The organism is Streptomyces sp. ERV7, from assembly GCF_001653515.1.
Taxonomy (GTDB): domain Bacteria; phylum Actinomycetota; class Actinomycetes; order Streptomycetales; family Streptomycetaceae; genus Streptomyces.
Map to the genome: position 1 here is coordinate 946,094 of NZ_LYOY01000029.1, position 14,792 is coordinate 960,885.

Annotated in this window: 11 protein-coding genes; 4 read left to right on the top strand and 7 right to left on the bottom strand. The window is 70.1% G+C overall.

Features of this window, described 5'->3' with window-relative positions; translation table 11 throughout:
* Positions 1-107: 107 nt before the first annotated feature.
* Positions 108-1,127 (bottom strand): rod shape-determining protein, encoded by a 1,020-nt coding sequence (locus A8W25_RS10620; RefSeq protein ID WP_053727412.1) that lies wholly within the window; start codon positions 1,125-1,127, stop codon positions 108-110.
* A gap of 280 nt (positions 1,128-1,407) precedes the next feature.
* The gene (ndk, locus tag A8W25_RS10625; protein WP_067158938.1) at positions 1,408-1,821 is read right to left on the bottom strand and encodes a nucleoside-diphosphate kinase; all 414 of its coding nucleotides are present in this window, start codon (positions 1,819-1,821) and stop codon (positions 1,408-1,410) included.
* A 452-nt stretch (positions 1,822-2,273) separates the two neighbouring features.
* Between ndk and A8W25_RS10630 the strand changes: the two genes are divergently transcribed.
* A complete protein-coding gene (locus tag A8W25_RS10630; protein ID WP_067158945.1) occupies positions 2,274-3,026 on the top strand; it encodes an MBL fold metallo-hydrolase in 753 nt (250 codons plus the stop codon).
* Between the two features lie 72 nt (positions 3,027-3,098).
* Here the strand turns inward: A8W25_RS10630 and A8W25_RS10635 are convergent, their stop codons facing one another.
* Both A8W25_RS10635 and A8W25_RS10640 read right to left on the bottom strand, forming a co-directional pair.
* Entirely contained in the window at positions 3,099-4,361 is a 1,263-nt protein-coding gene (locus tag A8W25_RS10635) for a PTS transporter subunit EIIC (RefSeq protein ID WP_067158946.1), read from the bottom strand.
* A gap of 259 nt (positions 4,362-4,620) precedes the next feature.
* A complete protein-coding gene (locus tag A8W25_RS10640; protein ID WP_067158948.1) occupies positions 4,621-5,916 on the bottom strand; it encodes a PTS transporter subunit EIIC in 1,296 nt (431 codons plus the stop codon).
* Positions 5,917-6,183: 267 nt separating this feature from the next.
* Here A8W25_RS10640 and A8W25_RS10645 point away from each other — a divergent pair, with 267 nt between their 5' ends.
* Positions 6,184-6,417 (top strand): glucose PTS transporter subunit EIIB, encoded by a 234-nt coding sequence (locus tag A8W25_RS10645; RefSeq protein WP_018517946.1) that lies wholly within the window; start codon positions 6,184-6,186, stop codon positions 6,415-6,417.
* Between the two features lie 484 nt (positions 6,418-6,901).
* On the opposite strand, the gene A8W25_RS10650 is transcribed toward A8W25_RS10645, so the two are convergent.
* A complete protein-coding gene (locus A8W25_RS10650) occupies positions 6,902-7,744 on the bottom strand; it encodes an LLM class F420-dependent oxidoreductase (RefSeq protein ID WP_067158950.1) in 843 nt (280 codons plus the stop codon).
* Between the two features lie 213 nt (positions 7,745-7,957).
* On the opposite strand from A8W25_RS10650, the gene A8W25_RS10655 reads away from it, so the two are divergent.
* Positions 7,958-9,526, top strand: a complete 1,569-nt coding sequence (locus tag A8W25_RS10655; protein WP_067158952.1) for a CehA/McbA family metallohydrolase — start codon at positions 7,958-7,960, stop codon at positions 9,524-9,526.
* Positions 9,527-9,871: 345 nt separating this feature from the next.
* Here A8W25_RS10655 and A8W25_RS10660 read toward each other — a convergent pair whose 3' ends face one another.
* Both A8W25_RS10660 and A8W25_RS10665 read right to left on the bottom strand, forming a co-directional pair.
* Positions 9,872-10,975 (bottom strand): sensor histidine kinase, encoded by a 1,104-nt coding sequence (locus A8W25_RS10660; RefSeq protein ID WP_234386400.1) that lies wholly within the window; start codon positions 10,973-10,975, stop codon positions 9,872-9,874.
* 162 nt (positions 10,976-11,137) lie between these two features.
* Positions 11,138-13,762, bottom strand: coding sequence for a valine--tRNA ligase (locus A8W25_RS10665; RefSeq protein WP_067158956.1), 2,625 nt, complete (start codon positions 13,760-13,762; stop codon positions 11,138-11,140).
* A 139-nt stretch (positions 13,763-13,901) separates the two neighbouring features.
* Between A8W25_RS10665 and A8W25_RS10670 the strand changes: the two genes are divergently transcribed.
* Positions 13,902-14,792 (top strand): hypothetical protein, encoded by an 891-nt coding sequence (locus tag A8W25_RS10670; RefSeq protein WP_067158958.1) that lies wholly within the window; start codon positions 13,902-13,904, stop codon positions 14,790-14,792.

A 14,792-nucleotide genomic window follows, 5' to 3' on the forward strand; every position in this document is an offset into this window, starting at 1 on the left:
TGTTCGATCTGTATATCAACGATCCGCCGTACGGGTTGGCAGTGGCCCGTACGGGCGGTCCCCCCGGGCCACTCGGTGACCTGGGGGGACCGTGGCCCGCGTGCCGGTTATCGGCGCGGCTGGGCGTCGAGGACCTGCTGCAGGGCCTCGAACTCCTCCACGCACTTGCCGGATCCCAGCGCGACCGAATCCAGCGGGTCCTCGGCGATGTGGATCGGCATACCGGTCTCGCGGCGCAGCCGCTCGTCGAGGCCGCGCAGCAGGGCGCCGCCGCCGGTGAGGACGATGCCGCGGTCCATGATGTCGCCGGAGAGCTCCGGCGGGCACTTGTCGAGCGTCGTCTTCACGGCGTCGACGATCGCGTTGACCGGCTCCTCGATGGCCTTGCGGACCTCGGCGGCCGAGATGACCACGGTCTTGGGCAGCCCGGAGACCAGGTCGCGGCCGCGGATCTCGGTGTGCTCGTCCTTGTCGAGGTCGTACGCCGAGCCGATGGTGATCTTGATCTGCTCGGCGGTGCGCTCACCGAGGAGGAGGCTGTACTCCTTCTTGATGTGCTGGATGATCGCGTTGTCCAGCTCGTCGCCGGCGACGCGGATGGACTGCGCCGTGACGATTCCGCCGAGCGAGATCACCGCGACCTCGGTGGTGCCGCCGCCGATGTCGACGACCATGTTGCCGGTCGCCTCGTGGACGGGCAGGCCCGAGCCGATGGCCGCGGCCATGGGCTCCTCGATGATGTGCACCTGGCGGGCGCCGGCCTGGGTGGAGGCCTCGATGACGGCGCGGCGCTCGACTCCGGTGATGCCGGAGGGCACACAGACGACGACGCGCGGGCGGGCCAGGTAACGCCGCTTGTGGATCTTCAGGATGAAGTAGCGGAGCATCCGCTCCGTGATCTCGAAGTCGGCGATGACGCCGTCCTTCAGCGGTCGTACGGCCACGATGTTGCCCGGCGTACGGCCGATCATCTTCTTCGCCTCGGCGCCGACCGCCAGGATGCCGCCGGTGTTGGTGTTGATGGCGACGACGGACGGCTCGTTCAGGACGATTCCGCGGCCCCTGACGTACACCAGCGTGTTGGCGGTCCCGAGGTCGACAGCCATGTCACGGCCGATGAACGACATGTTGTTGCTCCCCATGAGGATGCGTCCGGCCTTCCCTAATCGAGCGTTGACGGCTTTTTAGGTCGGCGAGGTGGGTGCTGTGGGCGTGAGGCTCCATCGTAGTGCCGCCTGCACGGACACGGCGCGTTGGTCCACCTCTAGTAATGGTGACGACGTGTCGGAGCGATGCGTTCCCGACTTCGCCCCGCATATGCCGAAGGGCGACCGAAATTCCTTCGGTCGCCCCAGGTCATGAGCGCTATATGGCTGACGCCCGGTCAGGAAATGAACCGGACGGGACTCAGACGCGACCCGGGAAGAAGATCTTCAGTTCCCGTTCGGCCGACTCCTCGGAGTCCGAGGCGTGGATGAGGTTCTCGCGGACGATGGTGCCGAAGTCGCCCCGGATGGAGCCGGGCGTGGCCGCGATCGGGTCGGTGGGACCCGCGAGACCGCGGACGCCCTCGATGACCCGCTCGCCCTCGACGACCAGGACGACGACCGGGCCGGAGGCCATGAAGCCCATCAGCGGCTCGTAGAAGGGCTTGCCCTTGTGCTCGCCGTAGTGCTGCTCCAGGGTCTCCTGGTCCAGGGTGCGCAGCTCCATCGCCGGGATGGTCCAGCCGGCCTTGCGCTCGATACGGCCGAGGATCTCGCCGATCAGGCCGCGACGGACGGCGTCGGGCTTGAGGATGACGAGAGTGCGCTGGGTCATGGTGTACGGCTCCTTGCGGCATACGTGTGCGGTGGGGCCGAGGCTACAGGGGGCGCCGGGCGCGCCGGCACCCGGATCCGGCCCCGCGGGCCCCTGGGGCGCCCGCCGAGGACCGGCAGGTCGCCCGGGCGGCCGAACGCGCCCCCCGGGCCGGGCAGGGGGGCGCCGCGAGCGCCCCCGCCCGTCGATCACCGCGGCCCCCAGCGCGACCACCACCACGGCGATCACCGCGAGCCACCAGGACGTGTCCATACCGCAGACGTTACCCGGCGGCCCACCCCCCGCGCGCGCTCCGCCCGCACTCCGCCCGAACCGGTGACAGCGCAGGTGAGTTCCCCCACAACGGCCTGCCACTGAGGAGCGACCGGCAGTGTGGCGCCTTACGCTCGACGGACCGCACGACCTCCCGCCGCCCTCCCCGTTCCCTTGCCGCTCCCGGAGGTTCACGCTCCATGAAGCTCACCGTCGTCGGCTGCTCCGGGTCGTTCCCGTCCGCGGAATCGGCCTGTTCGAGCTACCTCGTCGAGGCCGACGGCTTCCGGCTGCTCCTCGACATGGGCAACGGCGCCCTGGGCGAGCTGCAGCGCCACATCGGTCTCTACGACCTCGACGCGATCTTCCTCAGCCACCTCCACGCCGATCACTGCATCGACATGTGCGGCTACTTCGTGGCCCGCTACTACCGCCACGAGGGCGGCCGCTGCTCACCCATGCCGGTGTACGCGCCGGAGGGCGCCGAGCAGCGCCTCACCACCGCGTACGCGGACACGCCGTCCAGCTCCTCCATGAGCGAGGTGTTCGACTTCCACACCCTGAAGTCCGGCTCGTTCGACATCGGCCCCTTCGCGGTCCGTACGGAGCGGGTCTGCCACCCCGTCGAGGCGTACGCCATCCGCATCGAGCACGGCGGCGCGGCCCTGACGTACTCGGGCGACACCGGTGTCTGCGAGGCGCTGCACGAGCTGGCCGAGGGCGCCGACCTGTTCCTGTGCGAGGCGTCCTTCACACACGGCAAGGAGGACATCCCGGCCCTCCACCTCAACGGCCGCGAGGCCGGCGAGCACGCCGCCCGCGCCGGGGCCGGCCGGCTGGTCCTGACCCACATCCCGCCGTGGACCGACGGCGAGGTCAACCTCGCGGACGCCCGCGGGGCGTACGACGGGCCGGTGGAGCTGGCGGCGCCGGGAGCGGTGTACGAGGTCTGAGCACCCTGGGCACAGGGAAGGGCCCCCGGAACCGTTCGGTTCCGGGGGCCCTTCTCGCGTAACCCGTGCGGCTTACGCCTTCGTCAGGTCCTCGATCTCCTCCTCGGGCTCACGGCCCGGGGTGGTGAGGTTGAACTTGGTGATCGCGAAGCGGAAGACCACGTAGTAGATCGCCGCGAAGACCAGGCCGATCGGGATGATCATCCATGGCTTGGTCGCGTGGTTCCAGTTCAGGATGTAGTCGATCGCACCGGCGGAGAAGCTGAAGCCGTGGTGCACGCCCAGCGCCCAGGTGACGGCCATCGAGACAGCGGTCAGGACGGCGTGGATCACGTACAGGACCGGCGCGATGAACATGAACGCGAACTCGATCGGCTCGGTGATACCGGTGACGAACGAGGTCAGCGCGAGCGAGATCATCATGCCGCCGACGGCCTTGCGGCGCTCGGGGCGGGCGCAGTGCGTGATCGCCAGGGCGGCGGCCGGCAGCGCGAACATCATGATCGGGAAGAAGCCGGACATGAACTGGCCGGCGGTCGGGTCACCGTGGAAGAAGCGCGGCAGGTCGCCGTGCCACATCGTGCCGGTGGAGTCCTTGAAGTCGCCGATCTCCTGCCAGGCGACCGTGTTCACGAACTGGTGCATGCCGATCGGCAGCAGGGCGCGGTTGACGACACCGAAGATGCCCGCGCCGACGGCGCCGAGACCGGTCATCCACTCGCCGAAGTTGGTGATGACATCACCGATCGGCTCCCAGACCAGGCCGAAGAGCACGCCCATGGCGGTGCCGACGAAGGCCATGATGATCGGGACGAGCCGACGGCCGTTGAAGAAGCCGAGCCAGTCGACCAGCTTGGTGCGGTGGTACTTCTGCCAGATGACGGCGGCCAGCAGGCCCATCACTATGCCGCCGAAGACCTTGGGGTCGTTGTACGTCGCGGCGACGTCGACACCCTTGTTGGCGGTGGTGTTGACCACGGCGTCGGACACCGGGAACGCGGTGAGCACGTTCTTGTAGACCAGGAAGCCGACCAGCGCGGCGAGCGCGGTCGAGCCGTCGGCCTTCTTGGCGAAACCGATCGCGATGCCGACGCAGAACAGCAGCGGCAGATTGGCGAAGACCGCGTCACCGGCGGTCGAGAAGACCGTGGCGACCTTCCCCCAGCCGAGGCCGTCCTTGCCGAACACATCGGGCTGACCGAGGCGGAGCAGAATGCCCGCGGCGGGCAGTACGGCGATCGGCAGCTGAAGGCTGCGGCCGACCTTCTGCAGACCCTGGAACAGGCCGGCACCCCGCTTCTTCGCGGGCGCCGCCGTAGCGGTATCCGTACTCATCAACTTCCTCCAGTTGGCAAGGCGCCGCCCGGGGACATGGAAAAGTACGGGGGACGGCGGCGTCTCAAGGGGGGAACGCGGTGAAGCCCGCGTGGTCTACACCACTGACTGGTGTAGACCAGTTGTAGCACGGTGAGGGTTAGATAAGGAACCTGCAATTTTCGTGTGCTGAGCCATACACTCCGGCATGACGGACAAAGGCCCCGGACCCTGGGGTCCGAGGCCTCTGCCGTGCCACCGCTTGGTTATGCCGCCGTTATTACTTCGTGTTCTCCCGCTCGATCTCCTCTTCCAGTTCCTCCGGCTCGCGGCCGGGGGTGGGGAGGTCGAACTTGGTGATCGCGAAACGGAAGATCGCGTAATAGACGACCGCGAAGACCAGGCCGATCGGAATGATCAGCCAGGGCTTCGTCGCCAGGTTCCAGTTGATGACGTAGTCGATCAGACCGGCCGAGAAGCTGAAGCCGTCCTTGACGCCCAGCGCCCAGCTCACCGCCATCGAGACACCGGTGAGCACCGCGTGGATCGCGTACAGCAGCGGCGCGATGAAGAGGAACGAGTACTCGATCGGCTCGGTGATACCGGTGACGAACGAGGTCAGGCCGACCGACAGCATCAGACCGCCCACCTGCTTGCGGCGGTGCGGCTTGGCGCAGTGGGTGATCGCCAGGGCGGCCGCGGGCAGCGCGAACATCATGATGGGGAAGAAGCCGGTGGTGAACTGGCCCGCGTCCTTGTCGCCCGCCAGGAACATGCTGATGTCGCCGTGGACCACGGTCCCGTCCGGCTTGGTGAAGCTGCCGAACTGGAACCAGATGGGCACGTTGAGGAACTGGTGCAGACCGATGACGAGCAGCGCGCGGTTGGCGACGCCGAAGATGCCCGCGCCCCAGGCGTCGAGTCCCACCAGCCAGTCGCTGAAGCTCTCCAGGGCGTCGCCGATCGGCGGCCAGACCCACAGGCAGATCGCGGCGAAGGCGATGGCGACGAACGACATGATGATGGGGACGAGCCGGCGCCCGTTGAAGAAGCCGAGCCAGTCGACCAGCTTGACCCGGTGGTAGCGCTGCCAGAACCAGGCGGCGAGCAGGCCCATGACGATGCCGCCGAAGACGCCGGGGTTCTGGTACGTGAAGGCCGCGACCGTTCCGTCGTTGGCCTGGCACCCCGCCGAGATCACCTTCGCGCCGGCGGCGCAGTCCTTGGGGAACTGGTGCAGCACGTTGTAGTAGACGAGGAATCCGGCCACGGCGGCGAGCGCGGTGGAGCCGTCCGACTTCTTGGCCATGCCGATGGCGACGCCGATGCAGAACAGCAGCGGCAGGCCGATGTTGGCGTCCAGCAGCGCGCCGCCCGCACCGGCCATGACCTTGGCGACGTCGGTCCAGCCGAGCCCGTCCTTGCCGAAGACGTCGGGCTGGCCGAGCCGGTTGAGGATGCCGGCCGCGGGCAGCACGGCGATCGGCAGCTGGAGGCTGCGGCCCATCTTCTGGAGGTTCTGGAACGCGCCGTTCCACCACTTCGGCCGGTCCACTGCCGCGCTGTCCGCGCTCATCGGCGACCCTCCGTCCCGTCCGTCCCGTCGGAACAAGCCAGTTCCGGGGTGCGTTGCACACTGGTGTAGACCAGTTGCGGTATCGTCCGGAGCCTGGCCGCACGGGCGCGGTACCGGTGATCGCCATCCTTGGCCAGCGCGCGGAGGCTCGCTCGCGTAACTGGGCCAAACGTGCGTTACGGTGACAAAGCGGAACCGCGGTCGGCAGGACCGGCCGGACCTGCGGTGCGCCGCCACAGCGTTCTTTGAAAGAACAGGGAGACAGACATGGCCAGCAAGGCTGAGAAGATCGTCGCCGGGCTCGGCGGTATCGAGAACATCGAAGAGGTCGAGGGCTGCATCACCCGCCTCCGCACCGAGGTCATTGACCCGAGCAAGGTCGACGAGGCCGCGCTGAAGGCCGCCGGCGCGCATGGCGTCGTCAAGATGGGCACCGCGATCCAGGTCGTCATCGGCACGGACGCGGACCCGATCGCGGCGGACATCGAAGACATGATGTGACCGACGCGTCACGCTGAAGAGGGGCCTTCCCGCGACGGGAGGGCCCCTCTTCACGTCTGCCCCGCGCGCGCCCTGAAGGGCCCGGTGGGGTCCCTTCCGACGTGCGGCCCGTGCACCTCTCGACCCCGGGATTCGCCTGCGGCCGTGCACCTCTCGACCCCGGGATTCGCCTGCGGCCCGTGCGCCTCTCGGCCCCGGGATTCGCCTGCGGGCCGGTGGTGGGTTGCTCGCGCAGTTCCCCGCGCCCCTAAAGGCCGGTGGCTGAGCTCGCGTTCCCCGGCTGCGGCCGACCACGGGCTGAGGGGCGCGGGGAACTGCGCGACCAGCCACCCACGGTCTGCGGATCCAGAGGGTTCAGGGGCGCGGGGAACTGCGCGAGCAACCACCCACCGGCCCGCAGGTGAAGTCCGGGCACAAAAGGGGCGCGGGGAACTGCGCGACCAGCCACCCACCGGCCCGCAGGTGAAGTCCGGGCCCAGAACCGTCAGGCCGCTGTCGCCAGGAGCGGGGTGAAGTCGTCCAGGGTTTTCCGGACCGTCGACTCGTCGGCCGACGGGAGCTGGAGGACGACCTCCTCGATGCCCAGGCCCGCGTAGTGCGCCAGCTTGCCCGGATCGGGCAGAACCGCGTACGGGACGACCCGGAGGTCGCCCGGGGTACGCCCCGCCGCCGACCACGCCGCCCGCAGCACCGGCAGGGACTCCGTGAGCCCCCGCCCCCCGATCGGCATCCACCCGTCCGCGAACTCCGCGATGTGCGCGAACAGCTTCGGCCCGGCCGCGCCGCCGACCAGCAGCCGGGGCGCCCCACCGCGCACCGGCTTGGGGTGCGCCTCACTGGCCCGTACCGAGCCGTGCGGCCCCTCGTACGCCGTCGGCTTCTCCGCCCACAGCGCCTTCATCAGCGCGATACGGTCGCGCACCAGCTCGCGGCGCGTGGACCACTCCACCCCGTGGTCGGCGGCCTCCTCGCGGTTCCAGCCGTAGCCGACGCCGAGTGTGAAGCGGCCGCCCGAGAGGTGGTCCAGGGTGGCGGCCTGCTTGGCCAGGTCGATCGGGTCGTGCTGGGCGACCAGCGTGATGCCGGTGCCCAGCTCCAGCGACCCGGTGACGGCGGCCACCTGCCCGAGCGCGACGAAGGGGTCCAGGGTGCGGCCGTACTGGCGCGGCAGCTCGCCACCCGGCGGGTACGGCGAGAGCCGCTCGACGGGGATGTGCGTGTGCTCCGGCAGATACAGGCCGCTGAATCCGCGCTGCTCCAGCTCGCGGGCGAGCCGGACGGGAGTGATCGTCTCGTCGGTGAGGAAGATCGTGGTGGCGATACGCATGCCCACTTCCTATCCCCCCGCCCCCACAGGTGCAAGGGATCCCGCCCGGCCACCACCGCCACGGACCAGCCATGGACCGGCCACGGACCGGCCACGGACCGGACACCGCCCAACCGCCGCCCCTTGCCCCGGAGTTCACACGCGCGTACGACTGTGGGCAGCGACGGACACGAACCGACAGGCACCCCTTCCATCCCGCCGGGAGCAGACGCCATGACCGGATCCGAGGACAGAGCCCAGGACGCGCCCCAGGGCGGCGCGCACGACAGGACCATCGGCCGGCGCGGGCTGTTCGTGACGGGAGCGGCCACCGCGCTTACGTTGGGAACCGTGAGCTTCGCGAACGCGGCCCCCGGCGGCAGCGGCAGCGGCGGCGGCGGCGGCCCCGGTGAGACGACCCGGGTCGTCTCCGGCACGCTGCCGCCCGGCGCGCCCGACTTCGTCTATCTGCCGGTGGAGGTCCCGCGCGGGGTGCGCGAGCTGGCCGTGTCGTACGCGTACGAGAAGGCGACGGTCCCGGCGGGCACCCAGAACAACGCCCTGGACATCGGCGTCTTCGACGAGCGCGGCACGGAGCTGGGCGGCCGGGGCTTCCGGGGCTGGTCGGGCGGCGCCCGCACCGAGTTCTTCATCCGGGCGGACGCGGCGACGCCCGGCTACATCCCCGGGCCGGTGCGCGCCGGGACCTGGCACATCGCGCTCGGCCCGTACACGGTCGCGCCGCAGGGACTGCCGTACACGGTGACGATCACCCTGAAGTACGGAGAGCGGGGCAGCACGCCCGCACCCGTCTACCCGCCGACCCGGGCCAAGGGGCGCGGCCGGGCCTGGTACCGGGGCGACTGCCACCTGCACTCCTGGTACTCGGACGGCAAGCGCACCCCCGCCGAGATCGCGGCGCTGGCGCGGGCGGCGGGCCTGGACTTCATCAACACGTCCGAGCACAACACCCACTCCTCGCACTCCGCGTGGGAGGGGCTGTGGGGCGACGACCTGCTGATCCTCACCGGCGAGGAGATCACCACCCGCAACGGGCACGTGCTGGCCCTCGGCACCGACCCGGGCACCTTCGTCGACTGGCGCTACCGCGCCCGCGACAACCGCTTCGGCCACTTCGCCCGGGAGATCCGCCGCGCCGGGGGCCTGGTCGTCCCGGCACATCCGCACGCCACCTGCGTCGGGTGCAACTGGAAGTTCGGGTTCGGCGAGGCGGACGCGGTGGAGGTGTGGAACGGGCCGTACACGCCCGACGACGAGGTCTCGCTCCAGGAGTGGGACAACACGCTGGCGGCGGCGGGGCGTTCGGGTGGCCGCTGGACTCCCGCGATGGGCAACAGCGACGCGCACCGCGACCCGGACCGGATCGGTGGCCCCCAGACCGTGGTGCTGGCCGACGAACTCTCCCGCGACGCCATCCAGGCGGGCCTGAAGGCGGGCCGGTCCTACGTGGCGGAGTCCTCGGCCGTGTCCCTCGCCTTCACCGTCTCGGGCGGCCGGGGCGGCCACGCGGGCATCGGGGAGCGGCTGCGGGTGGCTCGCGACGAGCCGGTGACGGTACGGCTGGATGTCACGGGCGCGCCGGGCTGCACGGCCGCGTTCGTGACGGACCAGGGGACGTTGTTCACCACGGTGCTGCCGGGGGTGGGGGCGGGGAGCGCGGAGTGGCGTACGACGGGGTCGTACGCGACGTACGTACGCGCCGAGGTCCGCCACGCCCCCCTGGTACCGGGCCTACCGGGTCCCCTGACCGCGTTCACGAACCCGGTATTCCTGGACACGTAGTCACCTGCGGGCCGTGGTGGCTTGCTCGCGCAGTTCCCCGCGGTGCTTTGGGCCCGGGGTTCGCCTGCGGGCCGGTGGGGGCCGGCCGCGCAGTTCCCCGCGCCCCTCAGGGGGTTGGCGGCAGCCAGAGAACCCAGCTCAGCCACAGGCCTTCAGGGGCGCGGGGAACTGCGCGAGCAACCGAGTACGACCCGCAGCTGACCACGGGCTGAGGGGCGCGGGGAACTGCGCGACCAGCCACCCACGGTCTGCGGATCCAGAGGGTTCAGGGGCGCGGGGAACTGCGCGAGCAACCCGCCACCGGGCCGCAGGCGGACAGGGGGTTCGGGGTGCCGCCCCGGGGGGTCAGGCCGTGCCGGACGGCAACGTCGCCTCCACCTCGTACGTGCTCGCCGTACGGCGAGTGCGCAGCGCACCCCCCATGCTCTCCACCCGCTCCCGCATCGAGAACGTCCCCGTCCCCGACGACACCGGCGCCGTCGGCGGCACCGCGGACGGCAGGCCGTTGCGGACGTGGACGACGAGTTCGCCGCCCCGGACGTCGATCGTCACCGCGACCCCCTCGCCCCGCGCGTGCTTCACCGCGTTGGTGAGGCATTCCTGGACCACCCGGTAGACGGCGGCCTGGCGCAGGGGGGACACCCCATACGCGCGCTCGGCCACATCGAGGGTCACCGGCGTCCCGGCCCGGCGGGTCTCCGCCGCCAGGGACGGGAGGCCATCGAGCCCCGGTGTCGCCGTCCGTTCGTCCGCCCGTGCCACAAGGATCTCGTTCAGCATCAGGTGCGCACGCCGCGCCGTCTCCGCCAGGGAGTCGAAGTCCTGCTCGTGCGGGCCGCCCAGGGCCCGCCGGGCGCGGACCTCCGCCGTCACCGCCAGCATCGTCAGCTCGCGCCCCACCATGTCGTGGACGTCCCGCGCCACCGACGCCCGCTCGGCCTGCACCGCCTGGAGCGCCTCCACCTCGCGTACGAGATCCTGGCGGTACGTCGCCACGCCCACCGCCGCCGACAGCACCCCGATCGGCACCACGATGCTCAGGTACGAGCTGAGCGTCTCCGAGCGGTGCCCCAGCCAGTCGGGTACGTAGTACAGCGCGCTCGCCACCGCCACGTACAGCACCGTCGCCACCACCGCCGTACGGCGGCCCCGGAAGCGGCCCAGCGAGTACAGCGCGAACTGGAGCAGAGTGAGCTGGTGCAGCCAGCCGAGGAAGAGCAGGGCGGCCAGATACGGGATCCACGGCCATCTGCGGCGCAGCAGCAGCGTGGCCGAGCCCGCCGCGAGCACCGGCGGCACCGTGGCCCCGGTCAGGGAGTTGTCCGCCGCCGCCAGACCCGGCACATCGATGATCATCAGCGCGAACGCGGCCAGTGCGATCAGTACGTCCAGGGCCCGGTCGTCACCCAGCGCGCGCCGCAGCGCGGAGGCGGGGGACGGAGCGGACATGCCTTCCATCATGCAAGGTCTTTGGACCTTTTATGGCTGACTTTCGACCCTTGTTGGGGGCTAATCGCGTGATTTGACCCACGTCGAGCGCCCAGGCACGAGAACGGATGCAACAGCAGGGGCCCCGGACCGTAGCGGTCCGGGGCCCCTGCACGGCCTTCGTTACGCCTGCGGCAGGTTCGCCAGCTGCGTCGTGATCCGGTCGATGTCCGCCTCGGCCTTGGCCAGTCGCGTACGGATCTTGTCGACCACGTTGTCCGGGGCCTTCGCCAGGAACGCCTCGTTGCCGAGCTTGCCGTTGGCCTGCGCCTTCTCCTTCTCGGCCGCCGCGAGGTCCTTGGCCAGACGCTTGCGCTCGGCCTCGACGTCGATGGTGCCGGAGAGGTCGAGCGCGACCGTGGCGCCCGCGACCGGCAGCGAGGCGGTGGCGTGGAAGCCCTCGCCCGCCGGCTGGAGGCGGAGCAGCTGACGGATGGCCGCCTCGTGCGGGGCCAGCGCCGTACCGTCCAGGGTCAGCTCGGCCGGGACCTTCTGGCCGGGCTGCAGACCCTGGTCGGAGCGGAACCGGCGGACCTCGGTGACGACCTGCTGGACCAGCTCGATCTCCCGCTCGGCCGCCTCGTCGCGGAAGCCGCTGTCACTCGGCCAGTCGGCGATGACGAGGGACTCGCCGCCGGTCAGCGTCGTCCACAGGGTGTCGGTGACGAAGGGGACGACCGGGTGGAGCAGACGCAGGGTGACGTCCAGGACCTCGCCGAGGACCCGGCCGGAGACCCGCGCCGGCTCGCCACCCTCGAAGAACGTGGTCTTGGAGAGCTCGACGTACCAGTCGAAGACCTCGTCCCACGCGAAGTGGTACAGGGCCTCGGACAGCTTCGAGAACTGGTAGTCCTCGTAGAGGCCGTCGACCTCGGCCACGGTCTTGTTGAGCCGCGACAGGATCCAGCGGTCGACCGCCGACAGCTGCTCGACGGGCGGCAGTTCGCCCTCGACCGTGGCGCCGTTCATCAGCGCGAAGCGCGTGGCGTTCCAGATCTTGTTGGCGAAGTTGCGCGACGCCTGGACCCAGTCCTCGCCGATCGGGACGTCCACGCCCGGGTTGGCGCCGCGGGCCAGGGTGAAGCGGACGGCGTCGGAGCCGTACGTGTCCATCCAGTCCAGCGGGTTGACCGCGTTGCCGAAGGACTTCGACATCTTCTTGCCGAACTGGTCGCGGACCATGCCGTGCAGGGCGATCGTGTGGAACGGCGGGGTGCCGTCCATCGCGTACAGACCGAACATCATCATCCGGGCGACCCAGAAGAAGAGGATGTCGTAGCCGGTGACCAGGACGGAGTTCGGATAGAACTTCGCGAGGCTCTCGGTCTGCTGCGGCCAGCCGAGGGTGGAGAAGGGCCACAGACCCGAGGAGAACCAGGTGTCCAGGACGTCGGTGTCCTGGCGCCAGCCCTCGCCGCTCGGCGCCTCCTCGTCCGGTCCGACGCAGACGATCTCGCCGTTCGGGCCGTACCAGACGGGGATGCGGTGGCCCCACCAGAGCTGGCGCGAGATGCACCAGTCGTGGAGGTTGTCGACCCAGTCGAAGTACCGCTTCTCCATCTCCTGCGGGTGGATCTTGACCTTGCCGTCGCGGACCGCGTCACCGGCGGCCTTGGCGAGCGGGCCGACCTTGACCCACCACTGCATCGACAGACGCGGCTCGATGGTGGTCTTGCAGCGCGAGCAGTGGCCCACCGAGTGGGTGTACGGGCGCTTCTCGGCGACGATGCGGCCCTCGGCGCGCAGGGCGGCGACGATGGCGGAGCGGGCCTCCAGGCGGTCCAGGCCCTGGAAGGGGCCGTGGACGGTGATGACCGCGTGCTCGTCCATGACGGCGAGGTTCGGCAGGCCGTGGCGCTGGCCGATCTCGAAGTCGTTGGGGTCGTGCGCCGGGGTCACCTTGACGGCGCCGGTGCCGAACTCGGGGTCGACGTGTGTGTCGGCGACGACCGGGATGCTGCGGTCGGTCAGCGGCAGCTTGATCTGCCTGCCGACCAGGTGCTTGTACCGCTCGTCGTCCGGGTGGACGGCCACGGCGGTGTCACCGAGCATCGTCTCGGCGCGGGTGGTCGCGACGACGAGGGACTCCTCTCCCTCGCCGTACCGGATCGAGACGAGCTCGCCGTCGTCGTCCTGGTACTCGACCTCGATGTCGGAGATCGCGGTCAGACAGCGCGGGCACCAGTTGATGATGCGCTCGGCGCGGTAGATCAGCTCGTCGTCGTAGAGCTTCTTGAAGATGGTCTGGACGGCCTCGGACAGGCCCTCGTCCATGGTGAACCGCTCACGCGACCAGTCGACGCCGTCGCCGAGGCGGCGCATCTGGCCGGAGATCTGGCCGCCGGACTCGCCCTTCCACTGCCAGACGCGCTCGATGAACGCCTCGCGCCCCAGGTCGTGGCGGGACTTGCCCTCCTTGGCGAGCTCGCGCTCCACGACGTTCTGGGTGGCGATACCGGCGTGGTCCATGCCGGGCTGCCACAGCGTCTCGTAGCCCTGCATGCGCTTGCGGCGGGTCAGGGCGTCGATCAGCGTGTGCTCGAAGGCGTGGCCCAGGTGCAGGCTGCCGGTGACGTTGGGCGGCGGGATGACGATGGTGTACGGAGGCTTGTCGCTCTTGGCGTCCGCCTCGAAGTAACCGCGCTCCACCCAGCGCTCATACAGCTCCCCCTCTACCTGGGCCGGCGCGTACTGGGTCGGCAGTTCGGTGGTGGGCGCTGGGTTCTGCTGCTGAGTGTTCTCGGTCACGGGGCCCAGTTTAGGGGTGTCACGGGCCGGTACTGAAACGGGAATCTTTGGTAACGGTCGGCCCCCCGATGCGCCGTGCGGCCCGGCCGTCCGCGAGGATGTCGGGATCGGATAAGCATCCCTAGGGGGAATCCCAGCAATGAGCTACAACCAGCCGGGCCCGTACGGCGGCCAGCCCCAGCAGCCCGGTCCGTACGGTCAGCAGCCGCCGCAGCAGCCGTACGGGCAGCCCCAGCCCGGCTACGGCTACCCGCAGCAGCCCCCACAGGGCGTCCCGCCCCAGCAGGGCTACGGCTACCCGGCCCAGCAGCCCCAGTACGGCCAGCAGCCGCCGTACGGCGCGCCGATGCCGCCCGCCCCGGTCAAGAAGAAGACCGGCCTGATCGTCACGGCCGTCGTGGTCGCGATCGCGGCGGTCGGCGGCGGGGTGTACTTCGTGACGAAGGGCGGGGGCAGCGATGTCGCCGATGACGGCGCGCACAAGCTGATCACCCCGGACACCGTGGTCGCGGGCGCGTACAGCATCAACAAGTCGGACCCGTCCGACAAGACCACCGAGAAGGACAAGAAGGACTTCGAGACGGCGGGTATCAAGAACCCGACGACGGTCAAGGCGAGCTACAAGGCGTCGGGCGGCACGCCGGCCAAGCAGATGAGCTTCAACGGCGTCTACGGCCAGATCGCGGACCCGGAGAAGTCGATCGATGCCGTCTTCGCGCAGATCAAGAACAACGCGGAGAGCGACAAGGACGGCAAGGGCACCTTCGTCGGCAGCCCGGAGAAGAAGTCCCCGGCGGGCCTCGACGGCGCCGTCATGAAGTGCCAGTCCGCGAAGCTCACCGGCAGCAAGAGCACGGGCGGCAAGGACCTGGAGTTCCCGGTGTGCGTCTGGGCCGACCACAGCACCCTGGGCATGGTCACCCTGATCGACCCGGCAGCGCTCCTCGCGGGCACGAAGGGCGTCTCGCTCGACGAGAACGCGGACACGACGGCGAAGGTCCGTAAGGACGCGCGTGTTCCTGTGAAGTAG

Excerpts from the sequence above, each read along its gene's own strand:
- A8W25_RS10640 (WP_067158948.1), bottom strand. The coding sequence starts at position 5,916 with ATGAGCGCGGACAGCGCGGCAGTGGACCGGCCGAAGTGGTGGAACGGC.
- ndk (WP_067158938.1), bottom strand. The coding sequence starts at position 1,821 with ATGACCCAGCGCACTCTCGTCATCCTCAAGCCCGACGCCGTCCGTCGC.
- A8W25_RS10655 (WP_067158952.1), top strand. The coding sequence starts at position 7,958 with ATGACCGGATCCGAGGACAGAGCCCAGGACGCGCCCCAGGGCGGCGCG.
- A8W25_RS10660 (WP_234386400.1), bottom strand. The coding sequence starts at position 10,975 with ATGTCCGCTCCGTCCCCCGCCTCCGCGCTGCGGCGCGCGCTGGGTGAC.
- A8W25_RS10620 (WP_053727412.1), bottom strand. The coding sequence starts at position 1,127 with ATGTCGTTCATCGGCCGTGACATGGCTGTCGACCTCGGGACCGCCAAC.
- A8W25_RS10650 (WP_067158950.1), bottom strand. The coding sequence starts at position 7,744 with ATGCGTATCGCCACCACGATCTTCCTCACCGACGAGACGATCACTCCC.
- A8W25_RS10670 (WP_067158958.1), top strand. The coding sequence starts at position 13,902 with ATGAGCTACAACCAGCCGGGCCCGTACGGCGGCCAGCCCCAGCAGCCC.
- A8W25_RS10635 (WP_067158946.1), bottom strand. The coding sequence starts at position 4,361 with ATGAGTACGGATACCGCTACGGCGGCGCCCGCGAAGAAGCGGGGTGCC.
- A8W25_RS10645 (WP_018517946.1), top strand. The coding sequence starts at position 6,184 with ATGGCCAGCAAGGCTGAGAAGATCGTCGCCGGGCTCGGCGGTATCGAG.
- A8W25_RS10630 (WP_067158945.1), top strand. The coding sequence starts at position 2,274 with ATGAAGCTCACCGTCGTCGGCTGCTCCGGGTCGTTCCCGTCCGCGGAA.